Source organism: Levilactobacillus lindianensis (genome assembly GCF_003946095.1).
Classification (GTDB): domain Bacteria; phylum Bacillota; class Bacilli; order Lactobacillales; family Lactobacillaceae; genus Levilactobacillus; species Levilactobacillus lindianensis.
The window spans coordinates 12,509-33,124 of record NZ_RHOD01000015.1 but is presented as its reverse complement, the minus strand read 5'-3'; the positions used below and the strand labels follow the sequence as shown (position 1 = coordinate 33,124).

General features: G+C 51.6%; 19 protein-coding genes and 2 pseudogenes. All 21 read right to left on the bottom strand.

Annotation, left to right across the window (positions count from 1 at the left end):
* Positions 1-146: 146 nt before the first annotated feature.
* Positions 147-1,127: a ribose-phosphate diphosphokinase gene (locus tag EKM70_RS07345; RefSeq protein ID WP_125546614.1), complete on the bottom strand. Its 981-nt coding sequence runs from the start codon at positions 1,125-1,127 to the stop codon at positions 147-149.
* 83 nt (positions 1,128-1,210) lie between these two features.
* Complete coding sequence (gene glmU / locus EKM70_RS07340; protein ID WP_125546612.1) at positions 1,211-2,590, bottom strand: bifunctional UDP-N-acetylglucosamine diphosphorylase/glucosamine-1-phosphate N-acetyltransferase GlmU; 1,380 nt, start codon at positions 2,588-2,590, stop codon at positions 1,211-1,213.
* A gap of 11 nt (positions 2,591-2,601) precedes the next feature.
* On the bottom strand, positions 2,602-3,441 hold the full coding sequence (purR, locus tag EKM70_RS07335; RefSeq protein WP_125546610.1) for a pur operon repressor: 840 nt from the start codon (positions 3,439-3,441) through the stop codon (positions 2,602-2,604).
* A gap of 254 nt (positions 3,442-3,695) precedes the next feature.
* Positions 3,696-4,493 (bottom strand): metal ABC transporter permease, encoded by a 798-nt coding sequence (locus EKM70_RS07330; RefSeq protein ID WP_125546608.1) that lies wholly within the window; start codon positions 4,491-4,493, stop codon positions 3,696-3,698.
* Positions 4,486-5,184 carry a metal ABC transporter ATP-binding protein gene (locus tag EKM70_RS07325; RefSeq protein WP_125546606.1) on the bottom strand — a complete coding sequence of 233 codons (699 nt, stop codon included), beginning with the start codon at positions 5,182-5,184 and terminating at the stop codon, positions 4,486-4,488. Before EKM70_RS07325 ends, EKM70_RS07330 begins: the two co-directional genes overlap by 8 nt.
* Positions 5,181-6,116 (bottom strand): metal ABC transporter solute-binding protein, Zn/Mn family, encoded by a 936-nt coding sequence (locus EKM70_RS07320; protein WP_125546604.1) that lies wholly within the window; start codon positions 6,114-6,116, stop codon positions 5,181-5,183. Before EKM70_RS07320 ends, EKM70_RS07325 begins: the two co-directional genes overlap by 4 nt.
* A gap of 444 nt (positions 6,117-6,560) precedes the next feature.
* Positions 6,561-7,499 (bottom strand): alpha/beta hydrolase, encoded by a 939-nt coding sequence (locus EKM70_RS07315; RefSeq protein ID WP_125546602.1) that lies wholly within the window; start codon positions 7,497-7,499, stop codon positions 6,561-6,563.
* Positions 7,500-7,638: 139 nt separating this feature from the next.
* The gene (locus EKM70_RS07310; RefSeq protein WP_125546600.1) at positions 7,639-8,220 is read right to left on the bottom strand and encodes a uracil-DNA glycosylase family protein; all 582 of its coding nucleotides are present in this window, start codon (positions 8,218-8,220) and stop codon (positions 7,639-7,641) included.
* A 15-nt stretch (positions 8,221-8,235) separates the two neighbouring features.
* Entirely contained in the window at positions 8,236-9,090 is an 855-nt protein-coding gene (ispE, locus tag EKM70_RS07305) for a 4-(cytidine 5'-diphospho)-2-C-methyl-D-erythritol kinase (RefSeq protein WP_125546599.1), read from the bottom strand.
* A gap of 109 nt (positions 9,091-9,199) precedes the next feature.
* On the bottom strand, positions 9,200-9,436 hold the full coding sequence (locus tag EKM70_RS07300; protein ID WP_125546597.1) for a Veg family protein: 237 nt from the start codon (positions 9,434-9,436) through the stop codon (positions 9,200-9,202).
* A gap of 99 nt (positions 9,437-9,535) precedes the next feature.
* The gene (rsmA, locus tag EKM70_RS07295; protein ID WP_125546595.1) at positions 9,536-10,426 is read right to left on the bottom strand and encodes a 16S rRNA (adenine(1518)-N(6)/adenine(1519)-N(6))-dimethyltransferase RsmA; all 891 of its coding nucleotides are present in this window, start codon (positions 10,424-10,426) and stop codon (positions 9,536-9,538) included.
* Positions 10,416-10,988: a ribonuclease M5 gene (rnmV, locus tag EKM70_RS07290; protein WP_125546593.1), complete on the bottom strand. Its 573-nt coding sequence runs from the start codon at positions 10,986-10,988 to the stop codon at positions 10,416-10,418. Before rnmV ends, rsmA begins: the two co-directional genes overlap by 11 nt.
* Entirely contained in the window at positions 10,975-11,754 is a 780-nt protein-coding gene (locus EKM70_RS07285) for a TatD family hydrolase (protein WP_125546591.1), read from the bottom strand. Before EKM70_RS07285 ends, rnmV begins: the two co-directional genes overlap by 14 nt.
* Before the next feature lie 103 nt (positions 11,755-11,857).
* Positions 11,858-13,891, bottom strand: coding sequence for a methionine--tRNA ligase (gene metG, locus EKM70_RS07280; RefSeq protein ID WP_125546589.1), 2,034 nt, complete (start codon positions 13,889-13,891; stop codon positions 11,858-11,860).
* A gap of 174 nt (positions 13,892-14,065) precedes the next feature.
* Positions 14,066-14,914 (bottom strand): annotated as a pseudogene (locus tag EKM70_RS07275) (DUF72 domain-containing protein).
* A gap of 11 nt (positions 14,915-14,925) precedes the next feature.
* On the bottom strand, positions 14,926-15,252 hold the full coding sequence (locus EKM70_RS07270) for a hypothetical protein (protein WP_125546588.1): 327 nt from the start codon (positions 15,250-15,252) through the stop codon (positions 14,926-14,928).
* Positions 15,253-15,263: 11 nt separating this feature from the next.
* Positions 15,264-15,962: pseudogene (locus EKM70_RS07265) on the bottom strand (NAD-dependent protein deacylase).
* A gap of 23 nt (positions 15,963-15,985) precedes the next feature.
* The gene (locus tag EKM70_RS07260; protein WP_125546586.1) at positions 15,986-16,951 is read right to left on the bottom strand and encodes an IpaB/EvcA family protein; all 966 of its coding nucleotides are present in this window, start codon (positions 16,949-16,951) and stop codon (positions 15,986-15,988) included.
* A 16-nt stretch (positions 16,952-16,967) separates the two neighbouring features.
* Entirely contained in the window at positions 16,968-18,239 is a 1,272-nt protein-coding gene (locus tag EKM70_RS07255; RefSeq protein WP_125546584.1) for a hydroxymethylglutaryl-CoA reductase, degradative, read from the bottom strand.
* Positions 18,240-18,250: 11 nt separating this feature from the next.
* Positions 18,251-19,171, bottom strand: coding sequence for a Ppx/GppA family phosphatase (locus EKM70_RS07250; protein WP_125546582.1), 921 nt, complete (start codon positions 19,169-19,171; stop codon positions 18,251-18,253).
* Between the two features lie 20 nt (positions 19,172-19,191).
* Positions 19,192-20,211 carry a tryptophan--tRNA ligase gene (gene trpS / locus EKM70_RS07245; RefSeq protein WP_125546581.1) on the bottom strand — a complete coding sequence of 340 codons (1,020 nt, stop codon included), beginning with the start codon at positions 20,209-20,211 and terminating at the stop codon, positions 19,192-19,194.
* Between the last annotated feature and the right edge of the window lie 405 nt (positions 20,212-20,616).

The following is a 20,616-nucleotide window of genomic DNA, read 5'->3' as shown; positions in this document are numbered from 1 at the left end:
TCTTTGGCTTCGACCGTTCCCCATAGGGTATCGGCTCTGTCCACCGCAGGCAAAACAAAAGATCCCCGCCACGTGTAGTTAGTTTAACCTATTTTAGCAAAAAAACTTGAGCCGTGTGCACCACGACTCAAGTTTTTTCAGTTTGTTTATTGTTCGGCGGACCGGAAACGGTTCTTGAACAATGGGCTAACTGGCCGGTTTTCGTTAATCCGCTTGATAGCTTGACCAATCAGGGGACCGACGGATATTTGTTGAATCTTGTCAATTTGCTTGTCTGCCGTTAATTGAATGGAGTCCGTCACCACTAATTTCTTAATTGGGGACTTTTCGATTCGCTCAATGGCTGGACCCGAGAGAACTGGGTGGGTACAGCTTGCGTAGACTTCGGTAGCACCGGCTTCCATCAAGGCACGAGAGCCCAACGTGATGGTTCCGGCGGTATCAATCATATCATCAATCATGATGCATCGCTTACCCTTGACGTCCCCGATAATGTTCATAATCTCGGCAACATTGGCTCTAGGCCGCCGCTTGTCGATAATAGCAATGGGGGCCTTCAAGAATTCGGCCAATGCCCGGGCACGCGTTACCCCACCATGGTCTGGTGAGACTACGACGGCGTCCTTGTCTAACCCATTCGTTAGGAAGTAATCGGCTAACAGTGGCGCACCCATCAAGTGGTCCACTGGAACGTCGAAGAATCCTTGAATCTGAGCTGCATGCAAGTCGAGTGCCAGAACACGTGTGACACCAGCCGTTTGTAGCATATTGGCCACTAATTTGGCCGTAATTGGTTCGCGAGACCGAGCCTTTCTGTCCTGTCGTGCGTACCCGTAATACGGAATGACCACGTTGATAGTGGCCGCACTGGCGCGTCGTAAAGCATCAATCATAATCAATAATTCCATCAAATTATCGTTGACTGGTGCCGACGTGGATTGAATCACGTAGACGTGACAACCACGGACACTTTGCTCGATATTAATCCGAATTTCACCGTCACTAAACCGATCCACCGAAGTTTTCCCTAATTCAACACCAACCTCGCTAGCGATCTTTTCCGCTAACGGCTTGTTAGAGTTCAACGCAAAAATCTTTAGTTTAGGGTCAAAATATTGCGTAGCCATAATTTCCTCCAATAGCAACTAACCTGCCAGAATTTACTATAATAATTTTATGCTATCGCGTCGTGAAACACAAGACCCTCGCTCTAATCTTCACCGCGATACGGGAGTTTCTGGTAATAATTAGGCTTGTTAGTCTGACGTTGACGTGCGATGGCCATATCGTATTGCTTGAGGTCGTCCGTAATCGTTGATCCGGCGGCCACGAAACTGTGATCGGCCACATTCAATGGCGCGATCAAGTTGGCATTTGACCCGATGAAGGCATCATCCCCGACAACCGTCTCGTGCTTGTGTTGGCCGTCGTAGTTCACGAAGATGACCCCACAGCCAATATTGATGTGCTTACCCAGCTTGGCATTCCCGACGTAAGTCAGGTGCCCAACCTTGGTTCCTTCACCGATCGTAGCCTTCTTAACCTCGACAAAGTTCCCTAGGTGAACCTTAGGCCCGATGTGTGATTCTGGGCGTAAATGACTGTTGGGACCAATGTCACTGCCGCTGGCCATCGTGGAGTCTTCCAACAGAGAAGAGGTTACGGTGACGTGATCGGCTAACGTGGAATTCCGGATTTCGGAGTGGGCCCCAATGTAGCAATCCTCACCAATGACGGTGGACCCCTTCAAGACCACGCCGCCCTCGATGATGGTGTCGGAACCAATCTTGACACCGGCATCAATGTACGTCGTGTCGGGGTCGATCAATGTAACCCCATCACGCATGTGTTGCCGGTTAATCCGGTTACGCATGATCTTCGTGGCGTTGGCCAAGGCAACCCGGTCGTTAACCCCCATGGATTCATCGAAGTCAGCCATTTGGTAAGCCGCCACAATGTCACCCTGTTGCTTCAAGATTTCGATGACGTCGGTCAGGTAGTATTCCCCCTGAGCGTTATCGTTGGACGTTTGGTGTAAGGCCGCAAATAATTTCTGGTTGTCGAACACGTAAACACCCGTGTTAATTTCATGGATTTCCTGTTCCTCAGAACTGGCATCCTTTTGTTCCACGATCTTTTCCACGATACCAATGTTGTTCCGCACAATCCGACCATAACCGGTTGGGTCCGGGGCAACGGAAGTTAAGACTGTTGCGGCCGCGTGCTTGGCTTCATGGTAGGCAAAGAGGTCTTCGAACGTTTGGGCAGTAAATAATGGCGTGTCGCCGCTCACGATGAGTGTGGTGCCAGCTTCATCCTTTAAGAGTGGTTCGGCCTGTAAGACGGCATGACCCGTTCCCATTTGTTTGGCCTGGAGCGCGTATGCCGTCCGGTCACCTAACGTGGCCTTGACGTCATCGGCGCCATAGCCCACGACCGTCACGATTTGATCCATCTGGGTCTTCTCTACCTGTGTGAGAACGTGGTCCACCATGGCTTTGCCGCAAACCTGATGTAAGACCTTGTATAACTTTGACTTCATCCGCGTGCCCTTACCAGCCGCGAGGATAATCGTATTTCTCGTGTTCATTCCGATATCTCCTAGTTTAATTGATTATTTTCGGCACCAAAAATTTGAGTCAAATAGTTTCCTGGTGTCACCCGGATCTGTTCGTCCTTCGTGTGAATCTTTAAGAGTGACGTGTACTTCGTCACCGTCCGTTGTCCCTCGAAGTCGCCTTCCGCAAAGACAGCTACTCCGGCGAGTTGTGAATCAAACTCATCGACTAATGAACGCAAACCACCCACGGTGCCGCCGCCCTTCATGTAGTCATCGACTAACAGGACCTTGGAACCGGGCTTCACGCTACGCTTGGACAAGGCCATCCGTTCGATACGTTTCGTCGAACCGGAGACGTAGTTCACGCTAACCGTGGAGCCTTCAGTGATTTGAGAATCATGCCGCACAATGACAAAGGGTACATTCAGATAGCTCGCAACACTCTGGGCCAAAGGAATTCCCTTGGTTGCCACCGTAACCACGACATCAACCGACTGATTCAGGTACTGCGTCGCCAAGATGCGGCCAATTTGCCGCAAAGCAGCCGGCCGACCGAGGATGTCGGACATGTAGACGTAGCCACCTGGCAGGTAACGATCGGCTTCGGACAGTTCCGTAATCATTTCGGATACGAATTGTTCGGCTTCTTCTTTTAAAATGTACGGAATAAACCGTGCACCACCAGCAGCGCCAGGAACGGTCTCCAGCAGCCCAGTTCCCCGCATCTGAAAGGCGCGTTTCAAGATCGTCAGATCTTCACTGATAGAAGACTTGGCCGACCCAAATCGCTCTGCAAAAAAGGTCAAGGACACCAATTGATGCGGACGTTCTAATAAATACCGGGTCATATCGACCAAACGGTCACTTCTTCTGACTTTCAACCTCTTCACCTCAACTATTATTTAGTATTAATTGTACCGCCAATTTTAGCATAAATGTTCGGGTTTTTCGTTACATTTCGGTGAGAATTAGGAAAAAGGTCCAAATTTTAAAGAATGCAAGGCTTTTGGGATGTTTTCACGTCACTTTTTGCCTTTCACGATTCAATACAGGTGATTAACGATTAACTAAAAAAGTGACCCACCACAAGGGTGAGCCACCGATCTTTTCATGTTCACTTCGTTAAACCGTATCCTCACTCCGCCGTCTGGAGCCGTTGCCAGCCCAACGCGACAAAGTAGAAGATGGCCTCGATGGCCGCAATGAAGAAGGAAACCGGGTAGTTGGTCATGTAGCTCAGTGTCAATCCACTCCATACCCCGATTAGGGCTAGCGCGATGGCTAACACCATCATCCCCCCTACCGTGTGGGCGAAGTACTTCGCCGTCGCCGCTGGTAAGGTTAAGAGAATAAAAATCAACAGGGACCCCACGATTTGAGCCGCGACACTCACGCTCAATGCCACTAGGACTAAGAATGTGATCGATAGAGCATTGGTCCACAGCCCCTTGACCCGCGCCCCGGTATGGTCGAATGAATCGAACTTCAGGAACCGATACAAGACAAAGACCACAATCAGCACCACGAGTGACAGCCAAAGCATCTGGCGCACATCACTGGCACTAATCCCGATGACACTCCCGAAGAGAATGCTGGTGGCATAGCTGGCGTTCTTATTCGCCAGAGATAAGAAGAGAATTCCCATCCCAATAAAGAGCGCTGAGATAGCACTCGTAGCCGCTTCTCGCCGTTCCGATCGCGCCGAGAGCTGACCGACAATGACCGAGCTCACAACGGTAAAGAGCAACATCCCATTGAGTGGTGCCCAACCGGCGAAGACCCCGAAGGCCGCCCCGGAGAACCCAATTTCAGATAACGTATGCGTCAAAAAAGACATGTTTCGGGCAATCACGAAGACCCCCATGATCCCACAGATCACGGCAATAATCGTGCCGGCCGCGAAGGCGTTGCGCATAAATTCATAACTAAACATTTTCGCCCTCCCAAACCTTGTCGTCCGTCAACTGTGCAATTGGCCCCTGTTCAATCTTACCGGGGGTCATCATGAGATACTGGTGCGTGTACTTCTGCGCCATGGGGATGTCGTGGGTGACAAAGAGCACGGTCAGGTTCAACCGTTGATTCAACTCGGTCACGAGATCCAACAACTCCGTCTTGGTCACGGGGTCCAAACTAGCCGTCGACTCGTCCAAAATTAAGAGGTTGGGCGCCTCGACTAAAGCTTGGGCCAGGTAAGCCTTCTGCTTTTCCCCGCCGGATGCCTGACCGATGGGGCGGTTCGCTAGTTGCGTCAAACCGGTTTGTTCCAAGATTCGTTGAACCTTGGCCCGTTCCTTGGCTGACAACCACGGTAATTTCCAGCCAGTGAGGTTAAGGCCGACAAAATCCCGAATGGTCAGTGGGTAATCGGCATCGATATTCCGAAATTGAGGGACGTAGCCGATCCGCACGTCATTAACACTAGGCAGATAGGTCACCTTACCTTGCGTTGGCCGCAACTGATGTAGGAGCGTCCGCATCAAGGTGGTCTTCCCCACCCCGTTCTTCCCGATGATGCTCCAGACCTCACCCTGACGAATTGTCAGATTTAGGTCACTGAAGACGGGATTGTTCGGGAACGTCACGCCAAGATGTTCTAATTTTAAAATAGGTGCTGCAGTCATGCGTGACCCTCCTGTTCCTGTATACGTTGTACCTGGCGATACTGCTTGAGCATCCAGGTTCTATAGCTCTGATGTGTTGGCATGGTCTCAGTCACCTTGACTACCGGAATGTGATATTTCCGGGCGAGCTGAACCATTGCGGTTACATTCTTACTGGTGTTTTGCGTATTTTCGACAAAAAAAGCAATACGGTGGTGCTTGATCTGATCTTGAAGCTGGGTGATATCGGCCGGTGTCGGGTCGCTATCTTCCTCGATCGCCTGGGCAAAATGCGCGTCGCTAACGCGATAGCCCATGGCACTCAAGGCCAAATCGAAGACGGGTTCGCTGACGGCCACTCGCTGATTACGGCTACGCTTGGCAATGGTAGCGGCTAATTTCGGCAATTCTCCTAGCTGGGCCTCGTAAGTTCGCCCACGTCGACGATAAGCGGTGGCGTGCTGGGGATCCAACTTACTGAACTGGGTGACCAAATGTTGCGTAACCTTCACCATCGTCGTTGGATCGGTCCATACGTGGGGATTATCCCCCATTTTCTTTCCCATCAGGTGACCAATCGACAGAGACTTGGTCTGAGCGTCGTTATTAGCCGCTACAACCCGGTCCATCCAACTATCGTAACCTAGGCCATTCTCAATGACGACATCGGCCTTAGCGACCGCCTTAGCCGTCTTCACGTCCGGCTCATAACTCTCGGCGTCAATACTGGGACTATTGATCACCGTCGTTACCTGACCCTGGTTGCCCAAGATCGCCTTAGCGGCCTCACCGTAGAAACCCAACGTCGCCACGACTTGAATCTTATGACGCTTGTTTTGGGCCGTTGGGCCAGCTGAGCAGCCACTCAGGGTGGCCCCTACTAAGATTAGGGCCAGTAGGACAATGATCCCGAACCCACTAAATTGTCGTTCCCTGCGTCGCAAACTCGTCATCTCTTTTCTCTCACGTATATGTAAATGGTAATGATTACCGTTTAATATCTTACCAGAAAATGTAAGCTTGTCAACCGGGTTTAAGACTTTCCTAATGTTACCTTAATTGTTCGAAATGGATCACTGTCATGGGTCGCCTGCGGCCACCCGGCTGACGATCATGAATAAATAACAAACGATATTTTTTGAAAACGCCTTAGCCGGGGACGTCCGTCGATTCTGAAACGAAATTTGCTCGTGATGACTTACAGCCATTAAAAGTTGAAACAATACAAATATATAAGGTCAATTGCCTCATTCGGCAACCTCGAAAAAGTAACCCTGATTATCGATAGAGCTCGACCATCGTCATTGAAAATTATTTCCTAGCCGCAGGCGACCAATCCACACACGAACAATCCCACCGATCAAGACCTTCAATCGGTGGGATCTTTTCCTTAATGCCTAATCCACATACTTTTCCAGGAACGTTTTGACCAAGCTATCATACTTGGCCGGGTCTTTGGCACGGGTGGCAATGTGGCCGGCCTCATTATCCCGATACTTTTCCTTAGGGCCAGCCGCTGCCCGGTACAAAACATCCAGGTTTTCCGCAGGTACCGTTTCGTCATTAGCACCCTGAATAAACAGAATAGGTAAGTGCGTTTTCCGTAACTGTTGGGCGATATTTCCGTCCGAAAGCCGGTATCCTTCGGCTAAACGCGAATACTGATCGGCAATTGGCAGGATTGGGTACACTGGCAGGTGGTATTTATGTCGAACGCGGTAGCGGGCCTCCGCCAATACAGAGGCATAGCCAGAATCAGCGACGACGGCCTTCACATTGTGTGGCACGTCTTCACCGGCCGTCGCCAGAACCGTGGCGGCCCCCATGGAAATCCCGAGCAGCACAATTTCACAATCCGCCCCATAGGTTGCGATGACCTGATTAATCCAACCGTTATAGTCGAAACGGTCCGGCCAACCGTAACCAATCGTGTGACCCTCACTATCCCCATGAGCCCGGGCATCGGGCATCAAAACCGTATACCCCCAGTCATGGAAGGTCTTGGCCCAGGGAATCATCTGTTCGCGGGCGTGACCCAAGCCGTGAGCTAGGATGGCGATCCGTTTGGTGGGTTGTGTGGCTTCGATGCAACTCGCTCGTAAAATTAGGCCATCCAAGCTGGTCTGGGTCCATTCCACAGGATTATGCCGCAGATACCAGGCGTTATCCGCCGCGGTATTTTCGGCGATCGCTCGTTGCTTTGTCTTACGTCGGTTGCGGCTAAATGATTTCGTTGCGGCCTGGTAGACCACAGCGGCGCCACCGAGAACCCCAACTGTACCGACTGCTGCGGCAATTGCCGTCGCCCCCAGCCACTTCTGCCAACTCTTTGCCATACTGCCTGCCCCATTCCTGACTCTCGTCGAATTTGTTACCTCCACTGTACCCAAAAAGACGGACCGTTGCCACTATTTACTGTTAGATTTTGGGAACAAAAAAACTCGAGAATCGTCTCCCGAGTTGGTCAAATCTATTTTAATGAATCAAAGTTGCTACCCGTTGTTGTAGCTCTGGTACTACATCCGTCTCAAACCACGGATGCTGATGTAGCCACCCATAGTTGAGCGGCGACGGATGAACCAATGGAAAATATTCCGGCAAGTAGTCCCTAAAAGCCGCTACCGTTGTCGTCAGGTTCTTCTGCCGCTGCGGCAGATAGGCCTTCTGCGCATATTGCCCAATCAGTAGTGTTAACTGAATTTTGGGCATCAGTTCCAATAACGGGCCATGCCACTTTTCAGCAAAGCCCTTACGCGGTGGGAGATCCCCACCGTGCGCGTGCTTACCCGGATAATAGAAATCCAAGGGCAACACGGCAATTTTACCGGAATGGTAGAACTCATCCTCCGTGACACCCATCCAACTCCGCAACCGATTTCCGCTGGCATCGTCCCAAAACGTCATCGACGCCTGGGCCTGTCGACTGGGCGCCTGACTCACTAGAAGAATCGTCGCATTAGGTTCCACGTGATACAGTGGCAATAGGCCCTGCTGGGTCAATTCAGCATTCTGTGGGTCTGCCTGAATCGCGTTGAAAATGGTTTCCGCTCTGCTCATTAACCACTTACCCCCTTATGGTAACGGCCGGACTAAATAGACTTCCCGACAGAAGCCCTTCATGCCGTTGAAGACGCGCTGCGCCCGTGATTGCTTACTACAGAGGCCAAAAACGGTGGGACCAGTCCCACTCATCTGAGCCACGTCGGCGCCGAATTTCATCATTTGTTGCTTGAGCTGTGTGATTTCAGGATAGCGATGCGCCGTCAGAGGTTCCAAGACGTTGCCCATTACGGCACACATGGCGTCAATGTCCTGATCGCGAATTCCCCGCAAGAGGCCCTCAATGTCTGGATGTTCCAAAGCATCATACCGGATCTGTTGGAGAATGCTGGGGGTCGACACACTCACCTTAGGTTTGGCCAAAACGACCCATGCCGCTGGCAACTTTGAGAGCGGGGTAATCCGCTCGCCCCGCCCGCGAACGTGGGCTGTGCGACCGTAAACACAGTACGGTACATCGGAATCGATTTCGAGACCTAACTTAGCCAGCTCTTGCCAGGAAAGTCCGAGATCCCAGAGTTGATTCAAGCCGCGTAAAACGGCGGCAGCATCCGAAGAGCCACCCCCAAGACCGGCCGCCACGGGGATGTTTTTCTTAATACGAATATTGACCCCCTCATCGACGTGAAAGCGAGTCTGTAGTAAGTGTGCGGCCTGGTACGCCAGGTTCCGCTGATCGTTAGGAAGGAAGCCACTGTCCGAGGCCACCCGAATTCGTTTGTGCTTGGTTAGCGTTTGAATCTCTACGTAGTCCGCCAAGTCCACGGAAGTCATGACCATGTTCCACTCTTCCGCTCCATCCTGATGATGATAGGGCGTATCAAGCCCGAGGTTAATCTTGGCAGGCGCCTTTTCAATCAGTTGCATGAGCTCACCTTAATTCCAGATAGACCGAGTCTACCGTTCTCGTGAATATAATTAAGCCCATTATACTATGGTTTTAGGCAAAATAAAAAGGCCTGACCGGCCCAATTATTTATTCATCGAAATCGACTTCGATGTTTTTGGTTAAAATATCGGTATAGCTGTACGAAACCCGCTTGAACGAATTTTCATTCTGGTCTAAATCCACAACGAAAACAGCCGGATAGGTTTCCCGAAGAATGCCATGCCGTTCTGTCGTCTTCTTACGCCCAGCCTGAGCAATCACCATTAACTTGTCGCCAATGCGATCGTCCAGTTTGTTCTTAATGTTCGCTAAACTTGTTGGCATGCCCTTCACCTCTGTGAAACAATTATAGCATGGTTTCACAGAAATTGCAAATTATACCACAACGTACTTTAAACCGCAAGAATCCACAATTGAAAAGGGTTACATAAGTCCTTCATTGTGAAAAGCGTTGGTTAATTCGATAAAGTTTATCAGGGTTAGCCGTTCTGGCCGTAGTTGCCGAGAGATGCCAACCGTTTCCAGAACGGTTGCCAAACGTTCACGGACCTCAGGTTGCTTGCCAAAGAGGCCTTGTAAATTGTTCCACAACGTCTTCCGCCGGTGAATAAAGCAGCCCTTAACGAACTTGAATAAGGCTTCTTCTTCGTACGGTTTAACCGGGAGTGGCTCCCTTGGCGTCAACCGAATAATTGCGGAATCCACGTTGGGTTGCGGGATGAAGGCCGTCCGGGGCACATCGAAGGCCACGGCAACGTGCGCCTTATACTGCATCACCACAGACAGTGACCCGTAGGCCTTGTTTCCAGGTTCGGCTACCAGGCGATCAGCAACTTCCTTTTGCATCATCACCACGATCTCATCGAAGGCCACCCCACTCTGGAGGACCCCCATCAAGATCGGTGTCGTGATGTAATACGGAAGATTAGCCACCAGTTTAACGGGATGGCCTGGTTCAAACTCGTTGTGAATGACCTCAGCCAAGTTAGCCTTCAAGATATCTTGATTGATGATCTTGATGTTATCGTAATCCGCCAATGTTTCGTCCAAGACGGGTAAGAGGTTGTCATCAATTTCGAAGGCCACGATCCGACGTGCGCGCTTGGCAATCTGTTCGGTCAAAGCCCCAATCCCGGGACCAATTTCAATGACGTTATCGTCTTCCGTGACCTCGGCGACATTGACAATGTTACGCAAAATATTCAGATCGGACAAGAAATTCTGACCCAGACTCTTCTTAGCCACTAACCGGTAACGGGTCAGGATGGCTTTTGTTCTAGCTGGTGATCCAATCTCTGGGGCACTATTGTTCATGGGCGTTCTCCCTTTCTCGAATCTGTTTGACGGCGGCCGCAAAGTCTGCGGGTTGGATGCTAAACATCCGGAGCCGTTTTTCAAGTTGCTTGCCATTAACGTAACCAATCTGGAGGAGCTCCCCCAGTTGTTCTCTGCGGGCTTTAGCGCCGGCACCGCCAATAAGCCCGGCGGCCATCAAATCCTCATGGGTGATGAGGGTCGGTGCGGCGTCGGTTTCTGTGTAAACATGATCTAGTGCTGTGCGAATAGCCTCTGGACTAGCATGTTCCACGCCCAGTGAGCCCCCAGCTTTATCCGGCCGCCCAGCAGCCTTCGGGAGGAAGGCGTGCTTGGCGTTAGGCACGGCTTCGGCCACAATCTTTCGAATCTTTTCACCGGAAAAATCGGGATCGGTAAAGATGATGACCCCGCGTTGGTCGGCGAGCTTGGCAATCAGTGCTAGGGTATCCTCGTCAATCGCGGACCCCCGAGTTTCAATGGTATCTGCGTTGACTGCCCGGTTAATTTGTTTCGTATCGTCCTTGCCTTCGACGACTAGGACTTCTTTAATCTTTTTCATTAATGTGATAAAACTCCTCTGCGTTGTGGTAAGTGGCTGCCGCAATCTCTTCCGGCGTCGTCTCACGTTCCTTGGCCACAGCTTCCACCGTATAACGGGTAAAGCCGGGTTCGTTCTGTTCACCACGATGGGGTTCCGGCGTCAAATACGGCGCATCCGTCTCGACCATCATCACGTCGAGTGGCGTCGCCCGCACGGCGTCATGAACCTCGTGGGCATTCTTAAAGCTGGCCACCCCGGAGTAAGAGATGTGCATCCCCAAATCCAAGAACTTCTTGAGCCATTCGGGATCACCATTGAAACTGTGCATGACGCCTCCGATGTCACGGATGTCGGCTTCCTTAATGATACGGTAAGTATCTTCAAAGGCATCACGGTTGTGGACCACGATCGGCTTGCCAATTTCCTTAGCGATCGCAATCTGCCGCGCAAAGACCTTGCGTTGCATATCCTGGGGTGACGTGTCCCAGTGATAATCCAGGCCGATCTCCCCGAGTGCCACAACGCGGTCATCGGTCAACTGCTCCTCTAAGAGCTTTTCTTTGGCCGCATCGTAATTCTTAGAATCCTCGGGATGCCACCCCACCGCCGCATACAGCTGGGGGTACTGGTGCGCCAACCTGATCGCATCGGCGTTTAGCTGGGTATTAGAGCCAATATTGGTCATCTTGACCACGCCCAGATCTGCCGCCTGCTTCAGGTAGCGTGGGACCTCCTGAATGAATTCTTCACTGTTCAAATGGGTATGTGAATCAAAGATTTTCATCATGATCCTCCTAAGTGTGTGACACGGTTAACGTTAAAAATTGAAAACGTGGGTCGGCGTCTCATCGACCCCCCGCCCACGTTTTCCATGACTTTTTACAGATTTATTCGACTGAAGATCCGTTAACCATGCTGTCTGGCAACGTTAAGAGTTGGACCTTGCCGTCGTGTTCAGCGGAAAGTAACATCCCTTGGCTAACCTCACCGCGCATCTTACGTGGCTTCAGGTTGGCAACGATGACAACCTTCTTACCCAGCAAGACTTCTGGTTCTGGGTACCACTTGGCAATCCCCGACAGAATCTGACGGTTACCTTGATCCCCGGCATCCAATTGGAACTTGAGTAGTTTGTCGGCACCGGCAACGTGGTCCACAGCCTTGACTTCGGCAACCCGCAATTCAACCTTTTCGAACTTGTCGAAACGAATTTCTGGCTTGTTCAAGGTGAGTTCCGTGGCATCTTCTGCCGCAGCGGCCTGTTGCGCTTCTGCCTTGGCAGCCATAGCGGCCCGCCCCTTGGTCTTTTCAGACTTAGTCATTTGACCTTGGATGAAGTCAACTTCTTCCTTCACGTCGATCCGTGGGAAGATTGGTGTCCCCTTAGCCACAACTTGAGCCCCTGCCGGTAAGTCGGCCAATTGCAGGCCGCTCATCGTCAAGGTTTCAGGATCTAAGCCCAATTGGGCAAAGATTTCCTTAGGCGCGTGGGTCATGACGGGACTAATCAGCGTGGCAATCACCCGCAGGCTAGCTGCTAGGTGCGCCATGACGGCGGCTAATTCCGTCGTCTTACTGTCATCCTTGGCTAATTTCCATGGTTCCGTTTCATCGATGTACTTGTTGGTCCGCGCCACTAACTTCCAGATTTCGGCTAAAGCGTCAGCAAAGTGCATCTGATCCATGAGGTCGTGGTAGTTGGCGATAACCGTCTTAGCCGTTGCTTCGAGGTCACCATCAAATTCGGTAACGCCGGCCTTGAATGCAGGCAGCTTACCGTCTTCGTACTTGTTAATCATGGCGACGGTCCGGTTCAACAGGTTCCCCAGGTCGTTGGCCAGGTCATAGTTCAACCGGTCCACGAAGTCTTCTGGGGTAAAGGTCCCGTCATTACCGTAAGGCATGGCCCGCATCAGGTAGTAACGCAAGGCATCGAGGCCGTAGCGTTCCACCAGCGTTTCGGGATAAATCACGTTCCCTTTAGACTTGGACATCTTGCCGTCCTTCATGAGTAACCAGCCGTGCGCAAACAACTCGTCGGGGGCTTCGATCCCTAACGCATGCAACACGATTGGCCAGTAAATAGAGTGGAACCGAACGATTTCCTTGCCGACCATTTGAACGTTGGCTGGCCAGAATTTCTTAAAGAGGCCTTCGTCGTCGCTGGCGTAGCCCAATGCCGTGATATAGTTCAACAGGGCATCGATCCACACGTAGACCACGTGCTTGGGGTTACTCTTGACGGGCACACCCCAAGTAAAGGTAGTCCGCGAGACAGCGAGGTCTTCCAGACCAGGCTTAATGAAGTTATTGATCATTTCCGTCATCCGTGATTCTGGTTGGATGAAGTGCGGATGGCTGTGGTAAAAGTCCAGTAGCCAGTCCGCATACTTGCTCATCTTGAAGAAGTAGGATTGTTCCTTAACGAGGGAGACCTCGTGACCGGATGGTGCCTTCCCACCGATAACCTTACCGTTATCGTCGTGGTAGACCTCGGCCAGTTGTGTCTCGGTAAAGTACTCTTCGTCATCTTCGGAGTACCACCCCTCGTATTCACCGAGGTAAATGTCGCCCTGCTTCAAGAGACGTTCGAAGACTTCCTGAACGGCGGCCACGTGTTCCTTATCCGTCGTCCGGATGAACTTATCGTTGGAAATTTCCAACGTCTTCCAGAGTTGCTTGATCCCGTCAGCCATGCCGTCCACGTATTCCTGTGGTGATTGTCCTTTAGACTTGGCCTTGTCTTCAATCTTCAGGCCATGTTCGTCGGTTCCCGTCAGGAAGAAAACGTCGTAACCGTTGCTACGCTTGTAGCGCGCAACCGTGTCACAAGCGATCGTGGTGTAAGAGTTACCGATATGTAACCGCCCTGATGGGTAGTAGATCGGCGTCGTAATGTAAAATGTTGGTTTATCTGCCATAAATAAAAATGCCTTCCCTCACTCTAAATTAGTCCGTAATTTTGGGGTTAAATTTTAGTGTAAATTCTAATTAAGTATAGCATAAACCCCGGTTCAGCCATAGCGCTTACCGGGGTTTTTAAGGTCTAAATTTAACTGAAGGTCAATCGCTTTTAGTGTCCGTTTCTAAGCCACCTAGAATAGGTCCAGCTGTTGTGGGGCCAGATTATCCCAATGCAGGCCTAGAATCTCCTGCAGCCGCTGGGCATTCGGAGCCGCATCCTTGCCGGAGTTGTTGTTGAAGATCACACAGACGTTCTGCGCCTGCGTCGCCACTCGCTTCACCAGTGTGGCAATCTCCTGAAGTTCTTCCTCACTGTACCGATAGAGGGTTCGGGTCTTGCGTCAGTTGGCACCCTGATTGAACCAGCCCTCTTTGTTACGGCCATGCAAGCGAACCACCGCCAACTCGGGCGTGGTCACCGCCGTTACCAACGGAATCCCATTGTTCAAGTTATGCGGTTCGTCGGTGATGACGTTGGTCAGTCGCAATGATTGTAAGTAGTCGGTGACATCCTTAGTCATCCCCGGTGTCTCAAACCAGCTGGGACTACGGAACTCCACCGCCACCGGCAACTGTTCCATTTGGACCCGCACGTCACGGAGGTACTGAATGTTAGCCGTCGTCCGATTAAAGTACGGCGGAAATTGAAAGAGCACCGTTTGGAGTTGTTGATGGGCCACCAGTGGCGTCACCGCTTGCTTAAAGTCATCAAACGCCGTGACCCGTTCGGCCGTGGTAGCCGGTGTGGCCCGCTGGTCATGTTGGGTCATGATCTGATTGGCCTTCAAGATGTACTGAAAGCCCTCCGGAACTGCGGCTTGCCAGTTGACCACAGTCGATTCTCGAGGAATCCCGTAGAACGGCGTATCCAACTCAACCAAGGGAAAGTTTCCAGCGTACTCACTGAGCGTTACGGGACGATCCTCCCCACCAATCAGCGCGGGATGCTCCTTCCACGTCGTTAACCCAATCGAAATCATCTCGTCACCTCTTACTTAAAACGTTCAAATTGCTTGATCAGCTCAGCTTCCGGGGTCGTCAATCGCCCACTCAGTTGACTGATTAGCCGCTTACCGGCTAGGCGATCATTATACCGAATCCCGGTCACGCTGAGATCAATCAGGGCAAACAACACGGCTACCAGTGCAGCCTGTCGGCGCGCAAAAGTTACCGTGAGCAGGGTCACCAGTTGCCCACCAAAGACCAGCTGAATAATACTGTAAATCAGCAAGGTGTCCGGAATCAACTGTAGAAAGTTTAGCCAGCGGAGACGCCTCACGAGTCGCCTCAGTTGGATGATAACTTCTTGATGGCTCATAATTTCACCCTCTAGACCTTGAGCTCACTGAAGAACTCAGTTGCATCGGCTTGGACCATATCATAGTCAAAACCGAGATTTAATTATTCCTGATTGACCACCACGACATTGGCCTGGCTGTTGCGATAATCCAGTAGCCCCGCAAACGGATAAACCCGCATGGAAGTCCCCACGATCACCACCAGATCTGCCTGTTGCATGGCGCCCACTGCCAGCTGAACGTTCAACTGGTTGAGGCCCTCATCGTAGAGCACGACGTCCGGCCGTAACCAACCGCCATCGGCCTCGTGATAAGGTGACTTCAGGTAATCGTGCCAATCCACGTGTTCTCCACAGATTTGGCAGTAGACGTTGTACAGATTGCCATGAAATTCTACCAGGTGCTTCGTGTCCGCCACCCGGTAAAGATTATCGATGTTTTGCGTGATAACCGTCGCGCGATCCTGCTGGGTCAGCGCGGCTTGTTTAGTATGAATGACATTGGGTTGCGCATCTGGATAGTACAGGTTCTGTTTGACGTAATCATAAAAAACTTCTGGTTCCTGAACTAAACAGGTGTGACTCAGATAATATTCCGCATTGCGATGCCCGGTATACAACCCATTCTTGGATCGGTAGTCCGGGATTCCCGACGGTGTCGAGACCCCTGCTCCGGTTAAGAACACAATGTGCTGAGCGTGATCAAAGGCTGCTTGTAAGCGCGCTTCCATCCCCATCATCCTTTCTTAAACGACTAACGTAAAATATAAGGCATCTTCAATTCCTTGAAGAGATCTTCTACTGTCATGCTGTAAATTCGCGTAAAGTAATCTGGTGTGTCTTCCTTCGGTGCTGGCGAAGGTAACACAAAGGCATTCTGCTCGTCAGACCGGTTAAAGCCGACGTAGCCTCGCCGTTGGGTAGTCTTCTCGTGCATATCCGAGTGATAGAGTTCGAAGATTTGCTTGACGGATAGGCCCAGTTGCCGTTTGGAGAGCACACTGGTCAGCGTGGTAAATTCGGTATTGTGTAGGGCTGGTAAATGCCAGGCTTCGAGTTGTTCGTCGAAGGCCTTGAATAGCTTAACCACGTTGCGCCGGAAGGTAAATGGCGAGTCAACTGGCTTAGCCATAATCACGGCATACAGACTCTTGGCAGCTTTCAGACTAATCGGATAGTCCTTAGCAAATTGGGTCATAACGGCATCATCATCTGGTCCGAAGAAGACCAACGCATCTAACAACGTCAGCGCCCGCAACGTCATCTCGTCATCAAGTGGCGTTGGTTCTGGCTTGATCGTGGCCTGAACCCCTTTCAGGTAGAGGTCCTTAATCTCAGGGGTAATTAACCCATGCTTCTGTTGTTCTTTAACGACGACCACATGACTCACAATATCGTAGAGTTCGGTGCCCATAATCATCAGCTGTTCATCTAGCTTGGGTTGTCCTGTTGTCAGTGAGAAGAAGACTTGAGGAAAACCGGACAAGATCATTAACAAATGAACGAGTTCGTGGGACGCCGTGTAGTTCGGTGCTGTCAGATCGGCCACTTGAATGGCAATATCCTTGCCCATTTGCATCTGTTGGGCCTGATCGTGACGCACGTAACCCGACTGCAGGCTACCGATGAACTGAACCTCAACCTTCCCTGGGTACAGGGCATTGACTTGATCCAAGAGGCTTTGAACGGCCTCGTTTAACTTCACATTTTCTGCTTTCATAATGTGTATTTGTCACCTATTTTCTTAGATTTTCTTGTCGAACGGCGGTTAGGGCCGCCTGGGCTTGCGCCATTGTTGGCTGTGTAATAGCTTGCAGCTGTGCGACCACTGCGGGTAGCTCGGCCGGAGTGGCCCCCACCGAGAGGGCGAGAGACTTCAACTGCAGGTGCATGTGGCCGCGTTGAATACCCTCGGTCACTAATGCCCGGAGCGCCGCGACGTTCTGGGCTAAGCCCACCGCCGCCACGATGCCCATGAGTTCGGACGCCGTGGGTTGCCCTGCCAGCTGCTGATTGATGACGACTAGCGGGAAGACCCGCGTCGCCCCACCCACGACACCCAGTGCCAAGGGAACCGTCAGCTCCCCGTGAAGTTCGGTGCCCTGTTCACCTAGCCACCAACGACTTAAACCGCGGTACTGACCACTCTGACTCGCAAAGGCGTGCGCGCCACTTTCGACGGCGCGCCAATCGTTTCCCGTGGCAATCACCACGGCATCGATACCATTCATAATCCCTTTATTATGAGTCACGGCCCGGTAAGGATCGATCTGTGCATAGTCACTAGCCTCACAGATTTTCTCGGCAACCGTGGCGCCATCGACCGTTTTAGTGGCTAATTGGGTCACCGGGACGGCCACTCTCGCCGTAACGAGACTGTGCGTGGCGTAGTTACTCAGGATACTCATTAAGACGTCAACTTTCAAGTGAGCCTTGATGTAGTTGGCTACGGTCTCACAGAGCGTGTTAACCAGGTTGGCCCCCATGGCTTCCCCAACGTCGATAAAAACGTCGAGAGACACCCAGTGTGGTGGCAAACGGCGAACCCGAATGCTTCGTGCCCCGCCACCGTGTTTCGTCACCAGCGACGGATGAGCGGCATTGGCCACGTCCAAAATGGTTTGACTATTGGCATTCAGCCAGGCCTCCAGCCCCGTGCTGTCGGCAACATGATTGAAGACAATCTGTCCCATCACTTCGCGCCGGTCCACCGTGGTCACGATGCCCTCGCGGCTGTTCAAGAGGCGACCACCATTGCTGGCAGCGGCGATCACCGAAGGTTCCTCCGTCACCATGGGGACGACAACCTCGCGGCCATCGACCCTGAGGTTGACGGCCACGCCTTCTGGCAAGCCGTAGGTCATTAGATAATTTTCAATCAACTGGTCGTCACCGCTCTGACGGCGCGCCGCAATCGTGGCCAGCTGGGCCACCGTCAGATGAGCCAGTTGGGCCAGACGATCACGTCGGGCTCCATAAGGTAACCGATAAAATGGCAGTTGTGTCATCCACTGACCTCCTATCGTTGACTAAGGTACTCGGAAATAATCCCTTCGCGCACACCGCTTTCGGAGAAGACGACGCGATCGGAATCTAACATTTGTAAGAGCGTCACCAGCGGAAGCATCCCCCCGATAATGATATCTGCCCGGTCCGGTTCCAAACCAGAGATCCGTTTTCGATCGACGAGGGAGCCGCGTAACAACCGTTCAAAGGTTTTTAAGACCTGATCGGTCGTGAGCCGGTAGCCGTGAATGTTCTCCACGTGCAGAATCTTCTGCTGTTGCCGATTCATTCTCGCCAACGTCCGGTTGGCCCCGCCTAACAAGACGAGTGGTAGATGTTTGGCGTCATTTAGCCACCAGATATCTCGCAGTCGTTCCCGCAGGAAGACTTGCGCGGAGAAGAGGTCCACCGCCGTCACCCGATCATCCAACCGAAATTGTTCGGACAGATTGACCGCGCCGAAGGGCACACTGATCAGATTGGCATCGCGGCCGTCCTTCACGTGAACCAATTCGCAGCTGGCGCCACCGGTGTCTAGCAACAGGCAATCCTTGACCTTGAGCCGGTTAACCGCACCTAAATAGTCATAGTAGGCCTCCTGATCACCAGACAACACTTCGAGTTGAATGTCTGTCGCTTCGGCCACGCGATCGAGAAAATCCTTACGATTACGGGCCTGGCGCACGGCAGCCGTGGCAATTCCCCGCACGATCAGATTGGGCAATTGTTCATAGTAGGGCCGAAATGACCGAAGCGCCCGGATCGTCCGATCCATGGCGTTGGGTTGTAGAATTTTTTCGGGGCCCATGCCTTCTGAGAGCCGGCTATCAGCTTTGACGCGGTTTACCTCGCGGTAAGTGCCGTCCTCGTGAAGTTCATTTACCGCCATGCGAACTGAATTCGATCCCAAATCAACAATGGCTAAATTTTGCATGGTCGTTCCTCCGTTTCAGTCTAACCGAAGTAATCAATCCCAATGGCATGCCGAACTTCGTGTAAGGTCTGTGCGGCCACCTGATTAGCGCGTTCGCTCCCCTGCTTCAAGATGTCGTAAACCGCATCTTCGTTAGCCGCGAAATGTTCCCGCCGTTCACGGATAGGCTTCAATTCGGCTTGGAGAACTTCGTTTAAGTAGCGCTTGATTTTCACATCACCGAGGCCACCATGTTGGTACTGGGCCTTCAGATCGGCGACGTGTTCCTTGTCCTGGGCGAAGATGTCCAGGTAGGTGAAGACCGTGTTGCCCTCGATATGACCTGGGTCTTCAATGTGAATGTGTTCTGGATCGGTATACATCGACATGACTTTTTTCTGAATGTCATCGGCGCTGTCACCTAAGTAGATGGCGTTATCTAAGGACTTGCTCATCTTGGCATTGCCATCTAGGCCGGGAATCCGCCCCTGACCCTTTGGTGGGAAGTAGCCTTCTGGTTCAACCAGAATGTCTTCACCGTAAACGTTGTTGAAGCTCCGTACGATCTCACGGGTTTGTTCCAGCATGGGTTCTTGATCCTCACCAACGGGCACGGTGTCGGCCTTGAAGGCGGTGATATCGGCCGCTTGGCTCACTGGATAGATAAAGAATCCGGCAGGCACGCTTTCGCCAAAGGCCTTCTGTTTGATTTCATTCTTAACGGTTGGGTTCCGGTTCAAACGAGAAACCGTGACCAAGTTCAGGTAGGCCATGGTCAATTCGTTTAAGGCTGGGATCTGTGATTGCACCAAGATGGTGGACTTGGTTGGGTCAATGCCGACAGCCAAATAGTCCAACGCCACTTGTAAGAGACTGTGACGAATCTTCTCTGGGTCACGCGCGTTGTCAGTCAACGCCTGCATGTCCGCAATCATGATGTAGGTCTCATAGTCACCGGTGTTCTGCAGGGCAACTCGATTACGCAATGACCCCACGTAATGTCCAATATGTAATTTACCAGTTGGTCGGTCACCAGTTAAAATAACGTGTTTTTTATCCATTAATGTTCTCCCTTTCTGAAAAAGCGCCCCATTGGAGTCGGACTCCAATAGGACGCTTACTGCGCGGTACCACCTAACTTGTGGTCACTATTGACCACCACTTTCGTCGTTAACGGGGACCCCGCGATAATTAATTATCGGTTAAATGACTAAATCCCGATCCAATTCGCCCGTAAAACCGTTTCAGCACTAGCGGTTTTTCTCTGCGATGGGGCTACTCCTATCGTGATTTCTATTCCTTTATTTTAGTGGTTTTCCATGGGAAAGTAAACCGTTGTGCCCTCACAAAGATTTTGATATTAGCAGTTGGCGTCCACGCCCGTCGTTCCTAGACTTCACCCACTCGCTTTAATTGACATTCCCCCTCAAAATGACTAAACTTGTAAAGCAATTTAGCCTAGTCAA